This window comes from Pantoea sp. SM3640, from assembly GCF_015654165.1.
Classification (GTDB): Bacteria; Pseudomonadota; Gammaproteobacteria; order Enterobacterales; family Enterobacteriaceae; genus Pantoea; species Pantoea vagans.
Genome location: NZ_CP064872.1, coordinates 2,831,666 through 2,854,513 on the forward strand (window position 1 = coordinate 2,831,666; position 22,848 = coordinate 2,854,513).

Below are 22,848 nucleotides of genomic sequence, written 5' to 3' on the forward strand. Positions count from 1 at the left end.
TTAACGGCGTGCGTCGACCAGTTGCACCATCATGTCGATATGCGCCTCATCGGCGTTCAGCGCCGGGATATACTCAAACTTCTCACCGCCGGCATGCATAAAGATTTCGCAGTTTTCACCACTGATCTCCTCCAGCGTTTCCAGGCAGTCAGACGAGAAGCCCGGACTCATGACCTGAACATGTTTGATCCCTTTGGCAGGCAGACTTTCCATGGTTTTGTCGGTGTAAGGCATCAGCCACGGCTCACGACCAAAACGCGACTGGAAGGTCATCATGTACTGATCCTCACGCAGACCCAGCGCTTTGACCAGGGCCGCCGTGGTATCGGCACAGCGCTGCGGATAGTCATCACCTTCGTTGGCGAAGCGCTGCGGAATGCCGTGGAACGACAATACCAGCAGATCGGGCTGACCGTGCCGCTCAAACGAGCGCTCTACCGTCGCTTTCAGTGCAGCGATATAGGCCGGATGTTCGGCGTAATCACGGATAAACTGCACATCGGGCAGCGAGCGATACCCTCTGAAGACGGTGGTCAGGCCATCCCATACCGCGGCCACGGTAGAGCAGGAGAATTGCGGATAGAGTGGCAGTACAATCAGGCGGGTGACGCCCTGCGCCATCAGCTTATCCACTGCGCTTTTCAGGCTCGGATTGCCATAGCTCATACCCAGCTCGACAGGCATATCGACGCGAGCCGCCAGGGCATCACGCTGACGCTGACTGTAGACCAGCAGCGGTGATCCACCTTCCATCCAGACCGATGCGTAGAGCTTCGACACGCGCGGCGAGCGAAACGGCAGAATGACAGCATTGAGAACCGGCCACCAGAGCCAGCGCGGTGCATCGACCACGCGCGGATCGCTTAAAAACTGTTTCAGATAGCGTTTAACTGCAGGTGTGGTTGGGGCGTCTGGCGTACCTAAATTAACCAATAACACGCCGGGCTTATCTTGCCTCATTTGAGTTCCTTGATGACAACGGGGATGCGTGAAAACAGGGAAATTGTAGCGGAATTAGTGGGAGGTAAAAGCAATTACTGCAAAAGGGGCCAGTGATACCGGCCCCATTGAGCTTAGCCGAGGATCTTTGCCAGCTCGGCACTCACTTCGGTCACCTTACGGGTGCCGTCGATTTTGTGATAGGCGGTGTTGCCCGCTTCGGCTTCTTTGCTGTAGTAAGCAATCAGCGGCGCGGTCATCTGATGGTATTCCACCAGGCGCTTACGCACGGTCTCTTCCTGATCGTCTTTGCGCGTGGTCAGCTCTTCGCCTGTGACATCATCTTTACCTTCCACTTTCGGTGGATTAAAGGTGACGTGATAAACGCGGCCAGATGGCGCGTGAACGCGACGGCCCACGATACGTTCAACAATCAGCTCGTCCGGTACAGCGAACTCCAGCACGTGATCAACGGTGATCCCGGCTTCTTTCATTGCATCTGCCTGAGGAATGGTGCGCGGGAAACCGTCGAGCAGGAAACCGTTTTTGCAGTCTTCCTGAGTGATACGCTCTTTAACCAGCGCAATCACCAGCTCATCGGTTACGAGTTTGCCAGCATCCATGATGGCTTTCGCCTGGTTACCCAGCTCGCTGCCTGCTTTTACTGCTGCACGCAACATGTCGCCAGTGGAGATTTGCGGAATGCCGTACTTCTCCATGATGAATTGGGCCTGAGTCCCCTTACCTGCGCCCGGAGCTCCGAGCAGAATAATACGCATTGCGTAAATCCCCTTGCGAATCGCATTGATCTATCTTAGAAGCGGAAGAACATACCATTATGACCCGCTCATCACAAGGAAGGGCGAGGATCGCTCAGGGCGGCTTTACTCTGTTTGTGGCCCTGAACCCGACCCGGCGGGTCGGACTGCTGCTTTTTCAGATTAACCGCCTGCGCTGAGCAGAAATGGCGGGATGCCGCACAGCCATAAAAAAGCCGGTGATCATCACCGGCTTGATTTTGATGACCGCGTCAGGCCTGGACTGCTGTTTGATCGAGCCAGCGCAAAAAACACGGTCAGATCGGAAAGACGCAAAAGCCGTCATCCATGGCGCGGGACGCTTTCCTCTTCTGACCGTGTTCCCTGCGCACTGGGTTCATTCGTTGCGGCCAGAATCCCCCTGCTTTGACTTTAACAGCCGTCTGAGGCCGGTGAAATTCACCGGCCTGTTGCCGTTATGCGGTCAGCAGCTGGTTCATGCGACGGATAAACTGGTTAGGATCGTCCAGCGTGCCGCGCTCGGCCAGCAACGCCTGATCCAGCAGCAGTTCAATCCACTCACCAAAGCGTGTTTCATCCTGCGTATCGGCAACACGTTTCACCAGCGGGTGATCCGGGTTGATTTCAAACAGGTACTTCACTTCCGGCACTTCCTGTCCAGCCGCCGCGAACAGCTTCGCCATCTGCGTGGTCATCTCGTTGGCGTCGGTAGTCACAATCGCTGGCGTATCGGTCAGACGATGGGTCAGACGCACCTCTTTCACGCGTTCGCCCAGCAGATTTTTCACCCGCTCAACAAACGGCTCCAGCGCTTTTTCCGCCTCTTTCTGCTCTTCGGTCTCTTCATCCGCCAGCTTGCTCAGCGACTCATCCGCTTTGCTGACCGACTGGAAGGTTTTACCGTCGAACCCGGTAAGGTAACTCATCATCCATTCGTCGATGCGATCGGAAAGCAGCAGCACCTCAATGCCTTTTTTGCGGAACAGTTCCAGATGCGGGCTGCTCTTCGCGGCGGCATAGCTGTCAGCGGTGATGTAGTAAATCTTCTCCTGACCTTCCACCATGCGGCTGACGTAATCTTCCAGCGAAATGGTCTGTGCCGAACCTTCGCTCTGGGTGGTGGCGAAACGCAGCAGTTTTGCAATGGTTTCCTGGTTGGCGTTATCTTCCGCCGGGCCCTCTTTCAGCACCAGACCGAACTCATTCCAGAAGGTCTGGTATTTCTCGTTATCTTCTTTCGCCAGTCTTTCCAGCATCTGCAGGGTACGCTTAGTCAGCGCAGCACGCAGACTCTGGGTCACGCGGCTATCCTGCAGGATCTCACGGGAGACGTTCAGCGGCAGATCGTTCGAGTCAATCAGACCACGCACAAAGCGCAGGTAGTTCGGCATAAACTGCTCAGCGTCATCCATGATAAAGACGCGCTGCACGTAAAGTTTCAGGCCATGCTTCTGGTCGCGGTTCCACATATCGAATGGCGCGCGCGCCGGAATGTAGAGCAGGCTGGTGTACTCCTGCTTACCTTCCACCCGATTGTGGCTCCAGGCGACCGGATCGCTGTAGTCATGGGCGATATGCTTGTAGAACTCATTGTACTCGTCGTCGCTGATCTCAGATTTGTTGCGGGTCCACAGCGCCTGGGCTTTGTTGATTTTCTCCCAGTGCGTTCCCTCGCCCTCTTCATCTTTGCTCTCGATCTCAACCGGCAGTGCGATGTGATCGGAATATTTGCTGATGATGCTGCGCACGCGCCATGCGTCCAGGAACTCATCTTCGCCTTCGCGCAGATGCAGGGTGATCTCAGTACCGCGATCGGCTTTCTCAATCTCCGCCAGGGTATATTCGCCCTCGCCTGCGGATTCCCAGAACACGCCTTCATCGGCTGATGCGCCAGCGGCACGGGTACGCACCGTGACTTTGTCCGCCACGATAAAGGCAGAGTAGAAACCGACACCGAACTGACCGATCAGCTGGCTGTCTTTCGCCTGATCGGAGCCCAGCGACTCCAGGAAAGATTTGGTGCCTGATTTGGCGATAGTCCCGAGGTTCTCAATGACCTCATCGCGACGCATACCGATACCGTTGTCGCTGAGCGTGATGGTACGGTTGTCCTTATCAACAGAGAGACGAACACGCAGCTCGCCATCACCTTCATACAGGCTGGAATCTGACAGCGCACGGAAGCGCAGTTTGTCTGCCGCATCCGAGGCGTTGGAGATCAACTCACGCAGGAAAATCTCTTTGTTTGAATAGAGAGAATGGATCATCAGGTGCAGAAGTTGTTTTACTTCCGACTGAAAGCCACGGGTCTCTTGTCCTTTCATGGTCATTGCTACCTCAACAAAACAGGTTGAACAAACGTTGAGGTTGATGTGGGGATGACAGGAGGAATTTCAAGCCGGTGTCTGTCACAACACCGGCAAGTGATTAAAATTTAAACTTCTGGCGGCCTGCCAGCGAGTGGGACAGCGTGGTGCCATCCACCATCTCCAGCTCTCCGCCTACCGGTACACCGTGCGCGATACGGCTGGCGTCAACGCCATACTGGCCACAGAGCTCCGCGATGTAGTTTGCGGTTGCCTCGCCTTCTACCGTCGGGTTGGTGGCGAGGATCACTTCCTGCAGCGTTTCACTCTCCAGCCGCTGCTCCAGACGATCCAGACCGATGTCCGCCGGACCGATGCCGTCGAGCGGCGAGAGATGCCCCATCAGCACAAAGTAGCGACCGCCAAACTGACCGGTTTGCTCAATGGCGTGGATATCTGCCGGGCTTTCTACCACGCAGATTTGACCATTCTGCTGACGCCGTGGATTGGCACAGATGGTGCAAATTTCCTGCTCGGTGAATGTCCGGCAGTCAGAACAGTGTCCGATCTCCGACATCGCCCGGGTCAGCGCCTGTGCCAACCGCATGCCACCGCTGCGATCGCGCTGCAGCAGCTGAAAAGCCATGCGCTGTGCCGACTTCGGCCCAACGCCGGGCAGACAGCGCAGCGACTCCATCAATGATTCAAGCAGTGGACTGGTTTGCATCAGAACGGCATCTTAAAGCCTGGTGGCAACTGCATGCCTGAGGAGACAGACGCCATCTTCTCTTTCTGGGTCTCATCAATGCGACGTGCCGCATCGTTGAACGCCGCGGCAATCAGATCTTCCAGCATATCTTTGTCATCTTCCAGCAGGCTGGGATCGACTTCCACGCGACGGCAGTTGTGCGCGCCGTTGATGGTGACTTTTACCAGGCCAGCACCCGATTCACCGGTCACTTCAATCGCGGCGATCTCTTCCTGAACCTTGGCCATTTTGTCCTGCATCTGCTGGGCCTGTTTCATGAGGTTGCCCAATCCGCCTTTACCACCAAACATAGTTTTCTCTCTCAGCTGAGGCTACAACGCTATCGTTACGATAGCAGCAGCGTGTCTAAACAGGTCGGATACTCTCCTCATCCAGATCGGCATCAAAAAATCGCTGCAGCGTCTGAATGTGGGTATCACAGGTGATCGACTGACGCGCCTGCGCCAGTTTCTCTTCGTAAATGGCCTGACGCCACTCCAGTGGCGTCAACACCGATGAATTATCGTCTTCAACGACAGAGAGTTCAACTTTCTGCCCGGCACTCTGGCTAAGCGCATCACTTAGCACCTGCTGCGCCGACGGTGAATTAAGGTGACGCTGGCTGCTGCGCAGATGCAGGCAGACACCATTTTCAGTTGTCTCTTTCCAGGCATTTAATGCCAGCTGCTGCACCAGCTTTGGCAGCGGCAGGGTTGTAATCTCTGCGGCCCAGGGATCGCGCTGCTGCGCCTCTTCGGCCAGACGCGCCGCCAGCTCAGGGGTTTTCTCATGCTCCAGCGCGGAACGCAAGGCCTTAGGCGTCGCCACCGGCTCCGCCACTTCAACCGGCTGATTAACCGCTTTCCAGCGGTATGCTTCCTCTTTTACCGGGGCGGCGGGCTCACGATCGCGGATACGCTGCTGACTGCGCTCAGTAACCGAGGCCAGCCGCTCCAGCGCGGAGTTGGCCGGCCGCGCACCTGGCGCCGCCGGCTCACTCTTTTTTGGCTTGTTCGCTCCCTGACGCAGCAACTGAGTGCGCGCCTGCAGGAGCTGGCTGGTGGAACTGGAAAGTGCCTTGTCAGGCGCCGCATCCGGTGGCGGCGCAGGCTGCGGAGCCGGATCGGGCACGGCCATCTGTGGCTGAGCGGCCACCTGCTGTTGCGGAGCAGGCATCGGCTGCTGCGCTACGGGCGACCTTGTCTGAGCAGGTGACGATGTGGCTGGCTGTGCTGTCGTGGGTCGTGCTACAGGCGCAGGACCGGATGGTGCCGGTGACGTCTGCGCCGGAGCAACAGGTGCCATCTGTTCCGTTAACGCGGGACGCGCAATGGGTTCTGCCACCGCCGCTTTAGGATGAAACGCCAGGGCGCGCAGCAGCGTCATCTCAACGCCCATGCGGCGATCGGGCGCAATCGGCAGATCCTTACGGCCCATCAACAGGGTCTGATAATAGAGCTGCAGATCGGCTGGCGGCACCACGCGGGCCAGTTCACGCAGTCGGATCGCATTGCTTTCTTCGTCATCGTTGAGCGAGGCCGGCAGCAGTTGCACCATCGCAATCTGGTGCAGCAGGCGCAGCATCTCGACCAGCAGCGCCTCCCATTCCACCCCACGTGACGCGGCCTGGCTCAGCAGGTTCATTACCTGCTGACCGTTACCGTCAACCAGCGCTTCCAGCAGACCCAGCGGCTGTTCATCATCCAGCGTGCCGAGCATAACGCTGACCGTGCTGCTGGTCACCGCGCCCTGCCCCATGGCAATCGCCTGGTCGGTGAGGCTCAGCGCATCACGCATACTGCCATCGGCGGCACGCGCCAGCAGCTGCAGCGCCCGGGTTTCGCTCTCAATCTGTTCCTGCTTCAGCACATGCTCAAGCTGCTGACGGATTTGATCAACATCCAGCGCTTTGAGGTGGAACTGCAGGCAGCGCGAAAGAATGGTCACCGGCAGTTTCTGCGGATCGGTGGTCGCAAGCAGGAATTTAACGTGTGAAGGTGGCTCTTCCAGCGTCTTTAACAGCGCATTGAAGCTGTGACGCGACAGCATGTGCACTTCATCGATCAGATAGACTTTGAAGCGGCCACGCGCCGGGGCGTACTGCACGTTGTCGAGCAGATCGCGGGTGTCTTCAACTTTGGTGCGTGAGGCGGCGTCAATCTCAATCAGATCGACAAAGCGGCCCTGCTCAATTTCACGGCAATTATCGCACTGACCACAGGGCGTGGCGGTGATGCCGGTTTCGCAGTTAAGGCCTTTGGCCAGCAGACGCGCAATGGTGGTTTTCCCTACGCCGCGGGTGCCGGAGAAGAGATAAGCATGATGGATGCGTCCCAGAGACAATCCATTCGCCAGCGCCGTCAGAACATGTTCCTGACCGACAACATCAGCAAAAGCCTGGGGACGCCATTTTCGCGCAAGTACCTGATAGCTCATGTGGAGTTCGACGAAGTTGGATGGAAAGATGAGCGCAGACGCTCTGCAACCCCTGTATAAGATTGCAGTAGTCTAACAGCTACGCTTTTGGCTGGCACTCGTTATCTTGACGCCGGTGGCGCGACGGCCTCGCCGGGTAGCGAGACCGAAAGCGTGGCTTAGTGGCCGGGGAATTTGACCAGGCTGTAGCTCTCAACGCCCAGGGCATTGAGACGCGATTCACCGGTCAGATCGAACAGGTTGATAATGAAGGCTGCGTCTTTCACTTCACCACCAGCACGGCGAATCAGTTTAACGGTCGCTTCGATGGTGCCGCCGGTCGCCAGCAGATCGTCAACCACCAGCACCAGATCGCCTGGCTGGATGGCATCTTTGTGCAATTCCAGCTTATCGGTGCCGTATTCCAGTTCATAGGACTCGCTGTAAACCTCACGCGGCAGTTTGCCAGGCTTACGAACCGGAACAAAACCGACACCGAGACCTAATGCCACAGGTGCACCAAACAGAAAACCGCGCGCTTCCGTACCCACCACTTTGGTGATGCCTTTATTACGGTAACGCTCAACCAGCAGCGCAATCGACGCGGCGTAGGCTTTCGGATCTTCCAGCAGGCTGGTGACATCGCGGAACAGGATGCCTGGTTTAGGATAATTGGGGATACTTTTAATGCTGTTTTTAATGAATTCAAGCTGCTGCGCAGTGTCGGTCATAATGATACGCCTGGTAAAAAATTCTGTTTCGCGCAGCTTCAAAAGCGCTAATACCTGGTAAAAGGCTCAGCGGAAGTCAATTCACAAAGGGAAGCCACGCACGAAGACGCCCAAATCTAAGCAAATGACCGGCTAAATGCAACTTTATCGCGGCGGCGGCGGTGCGTCCGCTGTTTCTGCCACCACCGGAATACGCCACATAAACAGCAGCAGCGCCGCCAGCATGATTAGCAGCATGATGCGAACCCAGAGCTGATGCACCAGGAAAAGTGAGAGACTAAAGGTGGCGACAATCAGGCAGATAGCGCGCAATTTGGCACCCGGTGGCATGGCGCGATGCTGTTGCCAGTGACGCAGATAGCGGCCAAACGGTGATTTCCACAACAGCCAGTGATGGAATCGCGGCGATGAACGGGCAAAACACCAGGCCGCCAGCAGCATGAATGGCGTGGTGGGTAATAAAGGTAATACAATGCCCAGCGTCCCCAGCACAATCGCCAGCCAGCCGAGGGTTAATAACAGAATGCGTTGCATGAATCTCGCCCAGCTCTTTCCTCATCAGCGTACGTTAGCACAACTCAGGGCCAGACGATGAGTGCGATCGCTGTGCAACAGCGCCTGCACCAGCTCCTTATCGCCCTGCGTCAGGAGATTGCCCGCCATCCCGATGGCGTTTGCCGTCTGCCACGTTTTGATACTCAGCTATTCCAGACCAAAGGTACGCGACTGGCAGATTATCTGCAGGAGGTGGAACAGAACTTCGCCCGATTATGCGATGTTAGCCATGACCTTGCCCGCAGTGCCTGGCTGGCTGAACGCCTGGTCGATCAGATTGCCGCCCTGCAACGCGAGGCGAGTACCCAGCAGTTGCGTACCCGACGCGAACAACCAGTAAAGAACCCACGCGCGACTAAATATCAGGAGTACCGTGAATTTGAACGGCGTTTACTGGCGATGATCGATCAGCGTGAGCAGCGGCTGGCACTGGCTGAAACCCTGGCGGTACAGCATCAGCTGAAGCAGGATCTGGAAACGCTGGAGGGACGACTGGCACGCTGTCGACAGGCGATTCGCTCGGTTGAGTGGGCCTCGTCATTGCGCGGCAGTGAAGACGGCGAATAAAGCGCAGCGTGATAAAAGCGCTTCTATACTGGGTGTAATTCTGCGTGGAGAAGAACCATGGGTTTACTGACCTGGCTGCTATGCGGGCTGCTGCTGGGATTGCTGAAGCGTCTGCTGATGCCGGGACGACCCGGCGGCCTGATGGCGACTCTGACGCTGTCGATGATCGGCGCACTGATTGGCGGCTATATCGCCACCTATTTTGAACTGGGCTCGCTGGCAACGTTGCACGCTGGCGCGCTGGGCATGGCGATTCTCGGCGCAGTGCTGATGCTGCTGGTCGCGGCCCGCTTACGTATTTAGGAGAAAAGATGTCACTGGAAAACGCCCCTGACGACGTCAAACTGGCAGTGGATCTGATTCAGCTTCTGGAAGAGCATCAACTGCCGGTTGAAACGGTGCTTTCAGCGCTGGCCATGGTGCAGCGCGATTTCGAGAACAAGCGCGATGGGCAGCCTGCTTAGCGCTGAGCAGTCAGCGTCGGGCTAAGACGCAGCATATCAATAAAGGCATTGACCAGCGTTGGCGCGTCAGCGGCTAAATCAAAACTTTCGGGCGCAAACAGCCAGCTTTCCATCATGCCATTAACGTAACCACGCAGGATTAGTGCGGCCTGACGCGTACTGAGACTACCCGGAAGTTGTCCGGCTTCAATGCACTGACGCAGGACATCTTCTATTTTGTCGTAGCACTCCAGCAGCAGGCTTTGCTGAATATTTTTCAGCGCCGACATTTCGCCTACAAATTCACATTTATGGAAAATGATCTCCATTAGAGCGCGGCGCTGCGGATCCTTTGCTGTTGCATCAAAGATATAGACCAGCATTGCACGCAACACAGAGAGTGGATCGCCAGGGTATTTTGTCTGATACTCAAGTTCCACATCGTCCAGACCAGCATCACAACGAAGCCATATTTCATGTAATACATCGGCTTTATTTTTGAAGTGCCAGTAGATAGCCCCACGCGTGACACTGGCGGCGGTGGCAATCTCTGCAAGAGAAGTGGCTGAGACGCCCTGCTGCGAAAACAGAACAATGGCGGCATCAAGAATTTGATGTCGCGTTTCAAGTGCTTGCGCTTTGGTTTTTCGTGCCATAGGGGGCTTTTTTTACAAACAGGTAAGTTTACATACATTTGTGAATGTATGTACCATAGCATGACCTGCGACTTGACACAGCAATGGGTTTTTCAGTTTGTGATCCATTGACCAATTGATATCGGACACTAGAGGTTTATTTATGAATAAAATCAGAGGATTATCGCCTCTGGCGGCCGTCCTGATGCTATCAGGCAGCTTTTTGTTAACAGGATGTGACAACAATAAATCCGAACAAGCCGCCCAGCAACCGCCAGCAGTGGGTGTTGTGACACTTAAAACTGAACCCCTGAAAATTTCGACTGAATTACCTGGCCGCACCTCAGCATATCGTGTGGCTGAAGTCCGTCCGCAGGTTTCCGGTATCATTCTGAAGCGTAATTTCATTGAAGGCAGCGATGTCAAAGCAGGTCAGTCTCTTTATCAGATCGATCCGGCGACTTATCAGGCCGCTTACGACAGCGCTAAAGGCGATTTGACTCAGGCTCAGGCGAATGCACGCATCGCTCAGCTGACCGTCAAGCGCTATAAACCGCTGCTCGGCACCAAATATATCAGTCAGCAAGATTATGACACCGCCGTTGCTACTGCCGCGCAGAACGATGCTGCCGTGCAGGTGGCAAAAGCCAATGTTGAAACGGCCCGTATTAACCTGGCATATACTAAAGTGACCTCGCCTATCAGTGGCCGCATCGGTAAATCCTCTGTTACCGAAGGTGCACTGGTACAAAGCGCACAAACCACCGCGCTGGCTACCGTGCAGCAGCTTGATCCCATGTATGTCGACGTGACCCAGTCGAGCGAAGATTTCATGCGCTTACGTTCAGAACTGGAATCGGGTCAGCTGAAGCAGAATGATGGCAAAGCCAACGTGACGCTGCTGATGCAGAATGGCAGCAGCTATGCACAGACCGGTACGCTGGAGTTCTCTGACGTGACCGTTGATGAAACCACCGGCTCCATCACCCTGCGCGCCATTGTCCCGAACCCTAACCACACGCTGTTACCGGGCATGTTTGTTCGTGCGCGTCTGGATGAGGGGATCAACCCGAATGCAATGCTGGTGCCGCAACAGGCTGTCACCCGCACGCCAACGGGTCAGGCAACCGTGATGGTTGTGGGTGCAGATAACAAAGTCGAATCACGTCAGGTCACCACCTCTCAGGCGATCGGTGACAAGTGGTTAGTGACCGACGGCGTTAAAGCAGGCGAACGTGTGATCAGCACCGGTCTGCAGCGTGCCAAGCCAGGCGCACAGGTTACTCCACAAGAAGTCTCAGACGATGCGAAAGCGGCACCCGATTCAAAGCCGCAGTCTGACAAGTCATCGTCATAACAGGAGCCGTTGATTCATGGCTAAGTTCTTTATCGATCGCCCCATCTTTGCGTGGGTGCTCGCCATCATCATCATGCTGGTCGGTGCGCTATCGATTCTCAAACTTCCGATCGAGCAATATCCTAATGTTGCGCCGCCGGCGATTGAGATTCAGGCGACCTACCCTGGTGCGGATGCAAAAACGCTGCAGGACTCGGTGACGCAGGTCATTGAGCAGAACATGAACGGTATCGATGGACTGATGTATATGTCCTCGAGCAGCGACTCATCCGGTACGCTGACCCTGACTATCTCCTTTGAGTCAGGAACAGATGCGGATATCGCGCAGGTTCAGGTGCAGAACAAACTGCAGCTGGCGACGCCGCTGCTGCCGCAGGAAGTGCAGCAACAGGGGATTCAGGTTAAAAAATCCTCCAGCAGCTTCCTGATGGTTGCGGGCTTCATCAGCGACGATGACAATATGACGCAGAATGATATTTCTGATTTCATTTCATCGTCCATCAAAGATCCTATCAGCCGTACCAAAGGCGTGGGTGATACCCAGGTATTTGGTGCGCAGTACGCGATGCGTATCTGGATGGATCCGCACAAGCTGAACAACTACAACCTGACCCCGGTCGATGTGATCAGCGCGCTGAACACTCAAAACACCCAGGTCGCTGCCGGTCAGTTGGGCGGTACGCCTCCGGTTCCGGGCCAGCAGCTTAACGCCTCCATCATTGCGCAAACCCGTCTGACCTCAACGGATGAGTTCGGTAAAATTCTGCTCAAAGTAAACGAGGATGGTTCTCAGGTTCGTCTGCGTGATGTGGCCAGAATTGAGCTCGGCGCAGAAAACTACGAGATCGTTGCCCGTTATAACGGCAAGCCTGCATCCGGTATCGGTATCAAGCTGGCCACCGGTGCGAATGCGCTGGATACTGCCAATGCGGTAAAAGCCGAGCTGGCCAAATTGCAGCCAACGTTCCCGGCCGGGTTAAAAGTGGTTTATCCGTATGACACCACCCCGTTCGTTAAGATCTCAATTTTCGAAGTAGTGAAAACGCTGATCGAAGCGATTGTGCTGGTGTTCCTGGTCATGTACCTGTTCCTGCAGAACTTCCGCGCCACGCTGATTCCTACCATCGCCGTACCTGTGGTATTGCTGGGTACGTTTGCCGTTATCAGCGCGTTTGGTTATTCGATAAATACCCTGACGATGTTCGGGATGGTGCTGGCCATCGGCTTGCTGGTGGATGACGCCATCGTGGTGGTCGAGAACGTCGAGCGCGTCATGGCGGAAGAAGGATTGCCGCCAAAAGAAGCGACCAAGCGTTCCATGGAGCAGATTCAGGGCGCGCTGGTCGGTATCGCGCTGGTGCTTGCCGCCGTATTTATTCCGATGGCGTTCTTTGGTGGGTCGACCGGCGTTATTTATCGTCAGTTCTCAATCACTATCGTTTCAGCGATGGCGCTGTCGGTGCTGGTCGCCTTTATTCTGACGCCGGCACTCTGTGCCACCATGCTGAAGCCGGTTAAAAAAGGCGAGCACGGTAAAACCACCGGTTTCTTCGGCTGGTTCAACCGCATGTTCGACAAAAGCACCCACCACTATGTCGACAGCGTCGGTCACATGATCCGCAGTACGGGTCGCTATATGGTGATCTACCTGCTGATCGTGGTCGGTATGGCGTTTCTGTTTATGCGACTGCCCTCTTCATTCTTACCGGAAGAGGATCAGGGTCTGCTGCTCGCTCAGGCTCAGCTGCCAGCGGGTGCAACTCAGGAACGTACCCAGAAAGTGCTGGATCAGGTGACGGATTACTTCCTGACGCAAGAGAAAGATACGGTTAAATCCGTGTTCACCGTTAACGGCTTCGGCTTTGCTGGTCGTGGACAGAACACCGGTATCGCCTTTGTCAGTCTCAAGCCGTGGGATGAGCGTGCCGGTAGCGACATGAAAGTTCCGGCGATTGCTGGCCGTGCCATGCAGGCGCTGGGCGCGATCAAAGATGCGATGGTCATCCCCTTCAACCTGCCAGCGATTATCGAGCTGGGTAACGCGACCGGCTTTGACTTTGAGCTGATCGATCAGAACAACCTCGGCCACGATAAGCTGACGGAAGCACGTAATCAGCTGTTCGGTATGATTGCGCAGCATCCTGATACGCTGGTGGGTGTTCGCCCTAACGGGATGGAAGATACACCGCAGTACAAACTGACTATCGATCAGGAAAAAGCGCAGGCGCTGGGCGTATCACTGAGTGATATCAATACCACGCTGGCAGCCTCCTGGGGCGGCTCCTACGTAAATGACTTTATCGACCGCGGTCGTGTGAAGAAAGTTTATGTCATGGGTAATGCGGATTCCCGTATGCTGCCGGACGACATTGGTAAATGGTACGTGCGTAACAGCAGTGGAACCATGGTGCCCTTCTCTGCCTTCTCGTCAGCGAAGTGGCAATATGGTTCACCGCGTCTTGAGCGCTACAACGGTCTGCCAGCCATGGAAATTCTGGGCCAGGCCGCACCAGGCAAAAGCTCCGGTGCAGCAATGGACCTGATGGAAGAGCTGGCGGCGAAGCTGCCTGCTGGCATCGGCTATGACTGGACCGGTATGTCCTATCAGGAACGTCTGTCAGGCAACCAGGCACCTGCGCTCTATGCCATCTCGCTGATTGTGGTCTTCCTGTGTCTTGCCGCACTGTACGAGAGCTGGTCGATTCCATTCTCGGTCATGCTGGTTGTTCCACTCGGGGTCATCGGTGCGCTGATCTTTACCACGCTGCGTGGCCTGAGTAACGACGTCTACTTCGTGGTGGGGTTACTGACAACCATCGGCCTCTCGACCAAGAACGCCATCCTTATCGTCGAATTTGCCAAGGATTTGATGGATAAAGAGGGTAAAGGGCTGATTGAAGCAGCGCTGGAAGCCTGTCGTATGCGTCTGCGTCCTATCCTGATGACGTCACTGGCGTTTATTCTCGGGGTGCTGCCGCTGGCGATCAGTACGGGTGCTGGCTCCGGTTCACAAAACGCCGTAGGTACTGGCGTTATCGGGGGCATGGTCACCGCGACCATACTGGCTATCTTCTTCGTTCCTGTGTTCTTTGTGGTGGTACGCCGCCGCTTTGGCAAGAAAAAAGAAGAATCAGCGAACAGTCATCCGGTTGAGCACAATCCGACTCACTAAGCTGTAAATCATCTGAGGCCGCGCAAGCGGCCTTTTTTTTGCCTGCGATTCTGCCCTTCTCCCTTCCTGACACTTCACGCGAGCTGACATTCTGGCAGTTGCAATCCTGAACGGTGCAGCGCATAATAATGTTATATTATAACATTACAAAGGCGGGCATTATGAAAGCGAATATTCATCCTCACTATCGTCATGTGGTCTTCCATGACACATCAGCTGACGTTTATTTCAAAATCGGTTCAACCATCAAAACCGATCGCACCGTAGAGTTTGAAGGTGAAACGCTGCCCTACGTCACGCTGGATGTGTCGTCGGCCTCGCACGTTTTCTATACCGGCAAACAGAAAGATTTCGCCAAAGAGGGCAGCACCGCGCGCTTTAATCAGCGTTTCGGGCGCTTTCTTGGCCGTAAATAAGGAAAAGATTCATGCAGGTATTGAGTTCGCTGCGCTCAGCAAAAAATCGCCATCGGGATTGCAGGGTAGTGCGCCGCAAGGGACGGATTTACGTGATCTGTAAAACGAATCCACGCTTTAAAGCCGTACAGGGAAGGAAGAAAAAACGCTAGTGTGTGTCGTGATGACTGGCCGGGCTTGCCCGGCCTTTTTTATGCTTAGCGCATGCTCTTCAGCATCGCATTCACGTTATGTTTAAAGGCCGCCTGATAAGTGGCTGCCGGGCCAGTGGCGGTGGACAACGCTTCCGGATAGAGTTCGCCACCCGGTTCAGCGCCGGTGGCACTGGCAATCTGTTTAACCAGGCGCGGGTCGGTCTGGTTCTCGATGAAATAGCGGTTGATATGCTGCTGCTTGAGTTGGGTGATTAAACTACCCACGTCACTGGCACTCGCTTCCGCTTCAGTAGAGAACCCTACCGGCGCAAGAAACGTCACGCCATAGCGCTGTCCAAAATACCCAAACGCATCATGACTGGTCAGCACTTTCCGCTTGTCGACAGGCACAGCATCAAAGGCCATTTTTGCCCAGCTATCCAGCGCCTCCAGTTGCTGAATGTAATTCTGACCGCGCTGACGAATGGCTGCGGCATCTTCAGGATCGGCTTTGACCAGCGCATTCATCACATTGGTCGCGTAAATCACACCGTTCTGCATGCTGTTCCAGGCGTGCGGATCGGTAACGATTTTGCCGTCCTCCTCCATGCTGCGGGTCGTAACGCCGGTGGAGGCGACAACCGGCTGGCCGCGATATCCGGAGGCGCTGACCAGCCGATCCATCCACCCTTCCAGTCCCAGTCCACTGACAAAAACCAGATCGGCCTTTGCCAGTGCCTGACTGTCCTGTGGCGTCGGTTCAAACGTATGAGGATCGCCATTCGGCCCCACCAGGCTTTTCACGTTGACATGGTCGCCGCCGACCTGCTTAACGATGTCTGCCAGCACGGTAAAGCTGGCCACCACATCCACTGTTTTTGCCATCGCAAAAGGCGTGGCAAACAGCGCCGCGAGCGCCAGGCTAACCGGTAATTTCTTCATAGATAGATACCCCTTAAGATTAATGGCGGCGCAAAATCCCGCCGCACGGCCCTGCAAGAATGGAGAGAAAAAACAGCATGGCGGCGCTCAGCACCACAGCGGGGCCGGCCGGCAATGAAAAGTGCCAGGAGAGCATCAGTCCCGCCAGCGCTGAAATCATTGCCATGAAAATGGCGATCACCAGCATGGCGGCAAGATGACGGCTCCAGAAACGGGCGCTGGCGGCGGGCAGCATCATCAGTCCCACCGACATCAGCGTGCCCAGAACCTGAAAGCCCGCGACCAGATTCAGCACCACCAGCATTAAAAACAGACCATGCACCAGCGGTGCGCTCCATTTCCCCTGCGCCCGCAGAAAGTCTCCGTCAAATGCGTCGATGACCAGCGGACGATAGATAATCGCCAGCACAATCAGCGTAAAGGCAGCGATGCCGCCGACCAGCAGCAGCGCGGCGTTATCCACCGCCAGCAGCGAGCCAAACAGAACATGCAGCAGATCCACGCTTGAGCCGCGTAATGAGACCAGCGTGACGCCCAGCGCCAGGGAGCCAAGATAGAACCCGGCAAAACTGGCATCCTCTTTCAGGGGCGTATAACGACTGACCGCGCCAGAAAGCAGCGCCACGGCTAAACCGGCGATCAGGCCGCCGATACCCATCGCAACCAGTGACAGGCCGGAAATCAGATAGCCAATAGCGGCACCGGGCAGCACTGCATGTGATAAGGCATCACCAATCAGGCTCATCCGGCGCAGTGAAAGGAACACGCCGAGCGGCGTAGCGCTGACCGCCAGTGCAAAGCAGGCCACCAGCGCGCGCCGCATAAAACCGAACTCAATAAAAGGCTGCATCAGGGTCACGGCGCACAACTCCGCAAAGGGATAGCAGGCTGGCTGGTGCAGTTGACCTCACTATCATCCATCGACATCACGTTACTGAAGTAGCGCGCCACCAGCGGGCGATCGTGCAGCACCACCAGCAGGGTTGTGCCGGCCTGCTGTTGCTGTTCAAGGATCGACATCAGTAATGTCACGGTCTGGCTGTCAATGCCGTTGAAAGGCTCATCCAGCAGCCAGAGCTGGCTGCGCTGCAACATCAGCCGCGCAAACAATACGCGCTGAAGTTGTCCGCCTGATAAAGTCGCGGGCTGCGCATCTGCATAATCACCCATCTGAACGGCCTCCAGCGCTTGCCAGATTTCCCGGCGTAGTACCCGGTTAATACCGCCGAACCAGCCGCAGCGCGGCCAGCAGCCTATGGAGACCAGTTCAAATACTGTCAGGGGAAAACGGGTTTCAAGTTCTGTACGCTGCGGCATCCAGCCGATATCCCGACGCGAAACCTGCAATTCACAACGTCCGGCTATCGGTGGCAACAAACCCGCAATGGTTTTGAGCAGGGTTGATTTGCCACTGCCATTAGCACCGACCAAGGCTGTCATTGAGCCAGCTGCAAGCTGCCCGGTAACCGGCGGGGTTACGCTCTGTCCCTGATAGCCAGCACGAAGCGTATTGAACCGGATCATGCGCTGATCCCCCATTTTATGGCCACGGCAAGCAGCGCGATGAATAGCACCGCTACACTCAGCCGCCCACCCCATGACATAAGTAATCCACTCTGACGCATCGTCTCACCAATATGTTATAACATAACAATCAAGATACCGGATATTCCCGTCAGGGAAACGCGTGATTGTGTATCAAAAGATAAACAGCGATGGGACTTACGGCAGGAGGCTGGCAGGCACAGTCGCCTGCTGACGCGCAGATGCTGACAGTTTTGTGCTCTGCTGGCTTGCAAACCAGTTGCAGAAAACCAATGATAGGTTTATTAACGGTTATTAGTGGATCAGATATGCTGTCACGTATTGAATGTGATATTGCCCCGGGCGAATCAGACTGCGCAAAAATAGCAGAGATTGTTCAGCGGAATATTCTCAAAATAACAGATTTGCTGGTGGGCGATTTACGCTGGTACTCACAGAATGCACAGTTAGTTCCAGGCAGTTTAAAAATTGTTTCGGTTGAATACCTGGATATGAATAGTTTTAAATTACTTTACGATTTTGACTGGAATTTATTTAGTCCCTGTCTGGATCTAAATGAAACCGTGACGCAATCTGAGCAGGTAAACTTTCACATTAAGCCCGGAGCACTTGAGTTTGATGTGATCGACAATCAGCAGCCCTCCCCTGGCGATGAATTGTAATATTTAGTAATGGAGGTGAGCAGAACTAATGGTTCTACACTATCTTTAAGGTATCCCGTTTAATAACTGCCCGAATAATCGCTTCCTGGCCGCGTTATCCAATATCGCCGCCCTGCGGCAACTGTGCTAGCTATGGAGGGGAAAAAGATGGACGAATACTCACCGAAACGGCATGATATTGCCCAGCTTAAATATCTGTGTGAGAGCCTGTTTGACGACAGCATGGCAACATTAACCGACAGCCATCACGGCTGGGTGAACGACCCCACTTCTGAAAGCAATCTGCAGCTTAACGATTTGATTGAACACATTGCCTCTTTCACCATGAATTACAAAATTAAGCACGTTGAAGATGAAGCGCTGATTTCGCAAATCGATGAATATCTTGATGATACTTTTATGCTCTTCAGCAACTATGGTATCAATAGTCCGGATCTTCAACGGTGGCAACGTTCAGCAAAACGCTTATTTAATCTGTTCACTGAAGAGTGCGCTTTTCTCCAGCAACCAAGCCATTCATTATAGTACAGACATGAGAACGGTTTATTTATGAACAAAACCCTGACTAAAACCGATTATTTGATGCGACTGCGGCGTTGCCGCTCTCTGGATACCCTGGAAAGGGTCATTGAAAAAAATAAGTATGAATTACCCGAGGATGAATTAGCGGTATTTTACTCTGCAGCTGACCATCGCCTGGCGGAACTGACGATGAACAAGCTTTATGATAAAGTCCCAGGTTCAGTATGGAAATTTGTCCGCTAATCTGACGGATTGCTGCTACGTTTAATCTCCTCTTTAGTACCAGATATTCCTGCCTGCCGGCAAAGGATCGGCCCAGGCGGGTTTTGCCTGTCTGCAGTTTATGGAGAGGAGATATTCAGAGGGAGAAAATGGTGGGGGCCCTGCCAGCTACATCCCGGCACACGCGTCACCTGCTGCGGCTGCTTCCTTCCGGATCTGACCGAGTTCACAAGCTAGCATTGCGGGAGAACCAACAGGGCCCCCATTGACAAGCCCTCTTTACGAGAGCGGGGGCATTATCTGGGAAGGAGGTGGCAATTGCAAGCGTAGTCGGGACAACCGTTGTTTTCTTGAACAACCAACGTGCTGGCACTGTCTCTTCATCCTCGCCATGCTAAAGTTAAAACCCTATTCCTGATGAAAAAAGCAGACGAAATAAGCACATGGATCAGCCTGACTCTTTCCGGCAACGCATCTGGCAAATTGTTGCCGCCATTCCCTATGGCCACGTCGCGACCTATGGCGACGTTGCGCGACTGGCGGGTTCCCCGCGCGCGGCACGTCAGGTGGGCGGCGTGCTGAGCCGGTTACCAGAAGGCACCACGCTTCCCTGGCATCGTGTCGTCAATCGTCACGGTACTATCTCACTGCAGGGCGACAGTCTGTTGCGGCAGCGGGATGCGCTGGAAGCGGAAGGTATAGAGGTCAGTAATGAGGGACAGCTCGATCTTGAAACTTATCGCTGGGATTTCAGGCAGGAAAAAGGGGCGACAACGTCGCCCCGATAAATTAAATATGGGTTGGTGCCGGAACAGCAGCCGATGGCGTCACCTGAGTGGGTGACGTCGACGGAACAGTCGTCGCTGCGCCTGGCTGAGTTGGCATCGCTACTGACGGTACCGGTACCAGCAGCAGTTCAGCTTTAGTGCCGCCCTGGTTGATGACCGGCTTCACCCCTTCAGTGACAAAGGCCAGCTTGCCATCAATTGAGATGGCTGCGCTTAACAGAATGCGCGCGTTGGGCTGAATGTCGGCCGGGTTAAACGGTAATACAAACTGGAACGGTGCCTGTTTGCCTTCAGTACGCACCACGCGCTGCGACAGCACTTTTGATGGCGCGTCGGATACAGAGGCATCAGAAAGCGTCACGGTTAATACCGCATCCGGCGGCAGCGCAATGCGCTGGCGGATAAAGACTGAACCACTTACGTTTGGCTGCGCAATCGCGGCCGTCTGTCCTGCAACTGCAGAACCCAGCGTTGGTGTTGGCACTGGTTTACTCTTGTCGGCACATCCCGCAACAGCAACCGCAATAACTACCCCACTGAACACATGCCTGAGTTTCATTGATGTCGTCTCCATTTGATCAAAATGATTGTCGGCAGCGAATCCTGCTTACAGCGCTTCACTCGCCGTATGTGCTTAATATTGGCACAAAAATGAAATTTTGCCTGGCACAGGCAAAGCGGAAAGTCAGATTGACGTCAACTGGTCCGATCTTTCACACTGAGCGGGTCACTATATTGAGGAATGCGCCATGAGTCAGGCACTGCAAAATCTGCTGAATTTATTGAATCTGGAAAAACTGGAAGAGGGTTTATATCGCGGCCAGAGCGAAGATCTGGGACTGCGCCAGGTGTTTGGCGGTCAGGTGGTGGGTCAGGCACTGTATGCCGCGAAGCAAACCGTCGCGGAAGATCGCATTATTCACTCATTTCACAGCTATTTTTTGCGGCCCGGCGATAGCCAGAAAGCGATTATCTATGATGTTGAAACTCTGCGTGATGGCAAAAGTTTCAGCGCACGCAGGGTCAGCGCCATTCAGAATGGCCAGCCGATTTTTTATATGACGGCCTCTTTCCAGTCACCGGAAAGCGGATTTGAGCATCAGAATCCGATGCCCCAGGTGGCGGGGCCAGAAAACCTGTTAACCGAACAGGCGATGGCGCAGAAAATGGCGCATCTGCTGCCAGAAAAGTTACGTGAAAAATTTATTGCTGAACGTCCGCTGGAGATTCGCCCGGTGCAGATCCATAACCCGCTTCGTGGACATGTGGATAAACCGGAGCGTCAGGTCTGGATCCGTGCCACCGGCCCCCTGCCCGATGACCTGCGTATCCATCAGTACCTGCTCGGCTATGCCTCTGACCTCAACTTCCTGCCGGTCGCGCTGCAGCCGCATGGCAAAGGCTTTTTAGAGCCGGATATGCAGGTCGCCACAATCGACCACTCTATGTGGTTCCATCGCCCGTTCGACTTCACTGAATGGCTGCTCTACAGCGTGGTCAGTACCTCAGCTTCTGGCGCACGCGGTTTTGTCCGCGGCGAGTTCTACAATCAGCAGGGTGTGCTGGTAGCCTCAACCGTTCAGGAAGGGGTAATGCGCCAGCGCAGCGAATGAAGAGAATAAAAAAAGGGGCGATTGCTCGCCCCCGATTGTTCATTTCAGTGCCTGTCCATTACTGGTTATAAGCATTCTCGCCGTGGCTGTTTACATCCAGACCTTCACGTTCATGCTCTTCCGGAACGCGCAGTCCGACAATCAGATCGGCCAGCTTGAAGCCGATGAAAGCGACAACGCCGGACCAGACAATCGTCAGACCCACGCTGAAGAGCTGCACCCAGACCTGATGGCCCATGGTGACGCCCTGCGCATAGCCGACGCCGCCCAGTGAAGAGGAAGCAAACACGCCGGTCAGGATACAGCCGACAATACCGCAGACGCCATGCACACCGAATACATCGCACGGGTCATCGACACGCAGCCATTTTTTCAGAGTGGTGACGCCCCACAGTCCCGCGAGGCCGCCGACCAGACCGATGATTAATGCACCGCCAACGCCGACATAACCACAGGCCGGTGTAATCGCGACCAGACCCGCAATAAAGCCTGAGCAGGCACCCAGCAGTGAAGGCTTACCGCGTACCGCCCACTCGCCAAAGGTCCATGCCAGTACGGCACCCGCTGTTGCCACCACGGTGTTCAGGAAAGCCAGTGCGGCGATTTCGTTTGCTGCTGAAGCTGAACCGGCATTAAAGCCAAACCAGCCAACATAAAGAATAGCGGTGCCGGTGAAGACCATCGGCAGGTTATGTGGCTTGAACGCCTCTTTACCAAAGCCCGCACGTTTGCCCACCAGATAAGCACCCACCAGACCTGCGACAGCCGCGTTGATGTGCACCACGGTACCGCCAGCGAAGTCCAGAGCGCCATCCTGAGCCAGGAAACCGCCCGCCCAGACCATGTGTGCGATAGGTAAATATGAAAGCGTCAGCCAGACACCGACGAAGATCAGTACGGCAGAGAAACGGATGCGTTCTGCAATGGCACCAACAATCAGGCCCACGGTAATACAGGCAAACGAGGCCTGGAATGCTACGTGGATATACTGATAGAAACTGCCCATAACGGCGGTGAGCTGAATGTTTTTCAGCATGGCCCAGCCAAAGCCGCCAAAGAAGGGATTGCCTTCACTGAAGGCCAGTGAATAGCCGTAGACCACCCACAGCACGCAGACCAGCGAGAAGGTCACAGCAACCTGCGTCAGCATCGACAGAACGTTTTTGCCACGAATCAGACCGCCGTAAAACAGCGCAATACCTGGAATTGACATAAAGAGCACCAGCGCGGTGCAAATCATCATAAATGCGTTATCAGCCTTGTCCGCAACGGCAGGCGCAGCCATTGCGAGTGAGGGTAACAGTGCCAGGCTGGTGAGACCCAGCTTCGTGAAAATTTTATTCATTTTTATTCCATC

26 protein-coding genes, 1 other RNA gene and 1 other annotated feature are annotated in these 22,848 nt (G+C 54.9%); of the genes, 12 read left to right on the plus strand and 15 right to left on the minus strand.

Translation table 11 applies throughout. The features are described 5' to 3' along the window. The 8 genes from hemH to IV493_RS13285 all read right to left on the minus strand — a co-directional run bounded on the left by hemH (position 1) and on the right by IV493_RS13285 (position 8,452). Positions 1–960, minus strand: coding sequence for a ferrochelatase (hemH, locus tag IV493_RS13250; protein ID WP_013357028.1), 960 nt, complete (start codon positions 958–960; stop codon positions 1–3). Positions 961–1,073: 113 nt separating this feature from the next. Then, entirely contained in the window at positions 1,074–1,718 is a 645-nt protein-coding gene (gene adk / locus IV493_RS13255) for an adenylate kinase (protein WP_013357027.1), read from the minus strand. Between the two features lie 455 nt (positions 1,719–2,173). Further along, on the minus strand, positions 2,174–4,048 hold the full coding sequence (gene htpG / locus IV493_RS13260) for a molecular chaperone HtpG (protein ID WP_195857274.1): 1,875 nt from the start codon (positions 4,046–4,048) through the stop codon (positions 2,174–2,176). Positions 4,049–4,145: 97 nt separating this feature from the next. After that, the gene (gene recR / locus IV493_RS13265) at positions 4,146–4,751 is read right to left on the minus strand and encodes a recombination mediator RecR (protein WP_013357024.1); all 606 of its coding nucleotides are present in this window, start codon (positions 4,749–4,751) and stop codon (positions 4,146–4,148) included. Next, positions 4,751–5,083 (minus strand): YbaB/EbfC family nucleoid-associated protein, encoded by a 333-nt coding sequence (locus IV493_RS13270; RefSeq protein ID WP_003850423.1) that lies wholly within the window; start codon positions 5,081–5,083, stop codon positions 4,751–4,753. Before IV493_RS13270 ends, recR begins: the two co-directional genes overlap by 1 nt. Positions 5,084–5,138: 55 nt before the next feature. Next, positions 5,139–7,208 (minus strand): DNA polymerase III subunit gamma/tau, encoded by a 2,070-nt coding sequence (dnaX, locus tag IV493_RS13275; RefSeq protein WP_195857275.1) that lies wholly within the window; start codon positions 7,206–7,208, stop codon positions 5,139–5,141. Further along, positions 5,736–5,797 (minus strand) — a sequence feature (DnaX frameshifting element). Its footprint overlaps the gene before it by 62 nt. Positions 7,209–7,366: 158 nt before the next feature. Next, positions 7,367–7,918, minus strand: a complete 552-nt coding sequence (gene apt, locus IV493_RS13280; RefSeq protein WP_147788558.1) for an adenine phosphoribosyltransferase — start codon at positions 7,916–7,918, stop codon at positions 7,367–7,369. Between the two features lie 144 nt (positions 7,919–8,062). After that, positions 8,063–8,452, minus strand: a complete 390-nt coding sequence (locus IV493_RS13285; RefSeq protein WP_013357021.1) for a DUF454 family protein — start codon at positions 8,450–8,452, stop codon at positions 8,063–8,065. A 57-nt stretch (positions 8,453–8,509) separates the two neighbouring features. Here IV493_RS13285 and priC point away from each other — a divergent pair, with 57 nt between their 5' ends. Genes priC through rsmS form a run of 3 tightly spaced genes read left to right on the plus strand, consistent with a single transcriptional unit; the run spans position 8,510 to position 9,504 of the window. Then, the gene (gene priC, locus IV493_RS13290) at positions 8,510–9,040 is read left to right on the plus strand and encodes a primosomal replication protein PriC (protein WP_147788559.1); all 531 of its coding nucleotides are present in this window, start codon (positions 8,510–8,512) and stop codon (positions 9,038–9,040) included. Between the two features lie 57 nt (positions 9,041–9,097). Then, the gene (locus IV493_RS13295; RefSeq protein WP_013357019.1) at positions 9,098–9,343 is read left to right on the plus strand and encodes a membrane protein; all 246 of its coding nucleotides are present in this window, start codon (positions 9,098–9,100) and stop codon (positions 9,341–9,343) included. An 8-nt stretch (positions 9,344–9,351) separates the two neighbouring features. Continuing rightward, positions 9,352–9,504, plus strand: coding sequence for a pleiotropic regulatory protein RsmS (gene rsmS, locus IV493_RS13300; protein WP_013357018.1), 153 nt, complete (start codon positions 9,352–9,354; stop codon positions 9,502–9,504). On the opposite strand, the gene acrR is transcribed toward rsmS, so the two are convergent. Next, on the minus strand, positions 9,501–10,139 hold the full coding sequence (acrR, locus tag IV493_RS13305; protein WP_033731781.1) for a multidrug efflux transporter transcriptional repressor AcrR: 639 nt from the start codon (positions 10,137–10,139) through the stop codon (positions 9,501–9,503). The two genes, rsmS and acrR, sit on opposite strands and share 4 nt — an antisense overlap. Before the next feature lie 142 nt (positions 10,140–10,281). Here acrR and IV493_RS13310 point away from each other — a divergent pair, with 142 nt between their 5' ends. From IV493_RS13310 to ykgO, 4 genes are all read left to right on the plus strand, one after another. Continuing rightward, entirely contained in the window at positions 10,282–11,475 is a 1,194-nt protein-coding gene (locus IV493_RS13310) for an efflux RND transporter periplasmic adaptor subunit (RefSeq protein ID WP_013357016.1), read from the plus strand. Positions 11,476–11,491: 16 nt separating this feature from the next. After that, a complete protein-coding gene (locus tag IV493_RS13315) occupies positions 11,492–14,647 on the plus strand; it encodes a multidrug efflux RND transporter permease subunit AcrB (protein ID WP_013357015.1) in 3,156 nt (1,051 codons plus the stop codon). A 161-nt stretch (positions 14,648–14,808) separates the two neighbouring features. Further along, positions 14,809–15,063 (plus strand): type B 50S ribosomal protein L31, encoded by a 255-nt coding sequence (locus tag IV493_RS13320; RefSeq protein WP_033782196.1) that lies wholly within the window; start codon positions 14,809–14,811, stop codon positions 15,061–15,063. A gap of 11 nt (positions 15,064–15,074) precedes the next feature. Continuing rightward, positions 15,075–15,215, plus strand: coding sequence for a type B 50S ribosomal protein L36 (gene ykgO / locus IV493_RS13325; protein ID WP_009091664.1), 141 nt, complete (start codon positions 15,075–15,077; stop codon positions 15,213–15,215). A gap of 45 nt (positions 15,216–15,260) precedes the next feature. Here ykgO and IV493_RS13330 read toward each other — a convergent pair whose 3' ends face one another. The 3 genes from IV493_RS13330 to IV493_RS13340 are packed head-to-tail and all read right to left on the minus strand — an operon-like array spanning position 15,261 to position 17,663. After that, positions 15,261–16,139, minus strand: coding sequence for a metal ABC transporter substrate-binding protein (locus IV493_RS13330; RefSeq protein ID WP_195857276.1), 879 nt, complete (start codon positions 16,137–16,139; stop codon positions 15,261–15,263). Positions 16,140–16,158: 19 nt separating this feature from the next. Continuing rightward, positions 16,159–16,998 (minus strand): metal ABC transporter permease, encoded by an 840-nt coding sequence (locus IV493_RS13335; RefSeq protein ID WP_107319385.1) that lies wholly within the window; start codon positions 16,996–16,998, stop codon positions 16,159–16,161. Next, entirely contained in the window at positions 16,995–17,663 is a 669-nt protein-coding gene (locus IV493_RS13340) for a metal ABC transporter ATP-binding protein (RefSeq protein WP_033782191.1), read from the minus strand. The genes IV493_RS13335 and IV493_RS13340 overlap by 4 nt, the downstream gene beginning before the upstream one ends. Before the next feature lie 329 nt (positions 17,664–17,992). Between IV493_RS13340 and IV493_RS13345 the strand changes: the two genes are divergently transcribed. The 3 genes from IV493_RS13345 (at position 17,993) to IV493_RS13355 (ending at position 19,111) form a co-directional block, all read left to right on the plus strand. Continuing rightward, positions 17,993–18,346: a hypothetical protein gene (locus IV493_RS13345; protein WP_041456682.1), complete on the plus strand. Its 354-nt coding sequence runs from the start codon at positions 17,993–17,995 to the stop codon at positions 18,344–18,346. Positions 18,347–18,493: 147 nt separating this feature from the next. Next, positions 18,494–18,871 carry an Hha toxicity modulator TomB gene (gene tomB, locus IV493_RS13350; protein ID WP_013357010.1) on the plus strand — a complete coding sequence of 126 codons (378 nt, stop codon included), beginning with the start codon at positions 18,494–18,496 and terminating at the stop codon, positions 18,869–18,871. A 24-nt stretch (positions 18,872–18,895) separates the two neighbouring features. Continuing rightward, a complete protein-coding gene (locus IV493_RS13355; RefSeq protein WP_003850458.1) occupies positions 18,896–19,111 on the plus strand; it encodes an HHA domain-containing protein in 216 nt (71 codons plus the stop codon). A gap of 138 nt (positions 19,112–19,249) precedes the next feature. Here the strand turns inward: IV493_RS13355 and ffs are convergent. Further along, positions 19,250–19,346: signal recognition particle sRNA small type (gene ffs, locus IV493_RS13360), an RNA gene on the minus strand. A 187-nt stretch (positions 19,347–19,533) separates the two neighbouring features. Here ffs and IV493_RS13365 point away from each other — a divergent pair. Beyond that, complete coding sequence (locus tag IV493_RS13365; RefSeq protein ID WP_013357009.1) at positions 19,534–19,878, plus strand: MGMT family protein; 345 nt, start codon at positions 19,534–19,536, stop codon at positions 19,876–19,878. A 1-nt stretch (position 19,879) separates the two neighbouring features. On the opposite strand, the gene IV493_RS13370 is transcribed toward IV493_RS13365, so the two are convergent. Then, the gene (locus tag IV493_RS13370; protein ID WP_013357008.1) at positions 19,880–20,437 is read right to left on the minus strand and encodes a YbaY family lipoprotein; all 558 of its coding nucleotides are present in this window, start codon (positions 20,435–20,437) and stop codon (positions 19,880–19,882) included. A gap of 190 nt (positions 20,438–20,627) precedes the next feature. Here IV493_RS13370 and tesB point away from each other — a divergent pair, with 190 nt between their 5' ends. Continuing rightward, positions 20,628–21,491, plus strand: a complete 864-nt coding sequence (gene tesB, locus IV493_RS13375; RefSeq protein WP_013357007.1) for an acyl-CoA thioesterase II — start codon at positions 20,628–20,630, stop codon at positions 21,489–21,491. Between the two features lie 58 nt (positions 21,492–21,549). On the opposite strand, the gene amtB is transcribed toward tesB, so the two are convergent. Further along, complete coding sequence (gene amtB, locus IV493_RS13380) at positions 21,550–22,836, minus strand: ammonium transporter AmtB (RefSeq protein WP_195857277.1); 1,287 nt, start codon at positions 22,834–22,836, stop codon at positions 21,550–21,552. Positions 22,837–22,848: the final 12 nt, after the last annotated feature.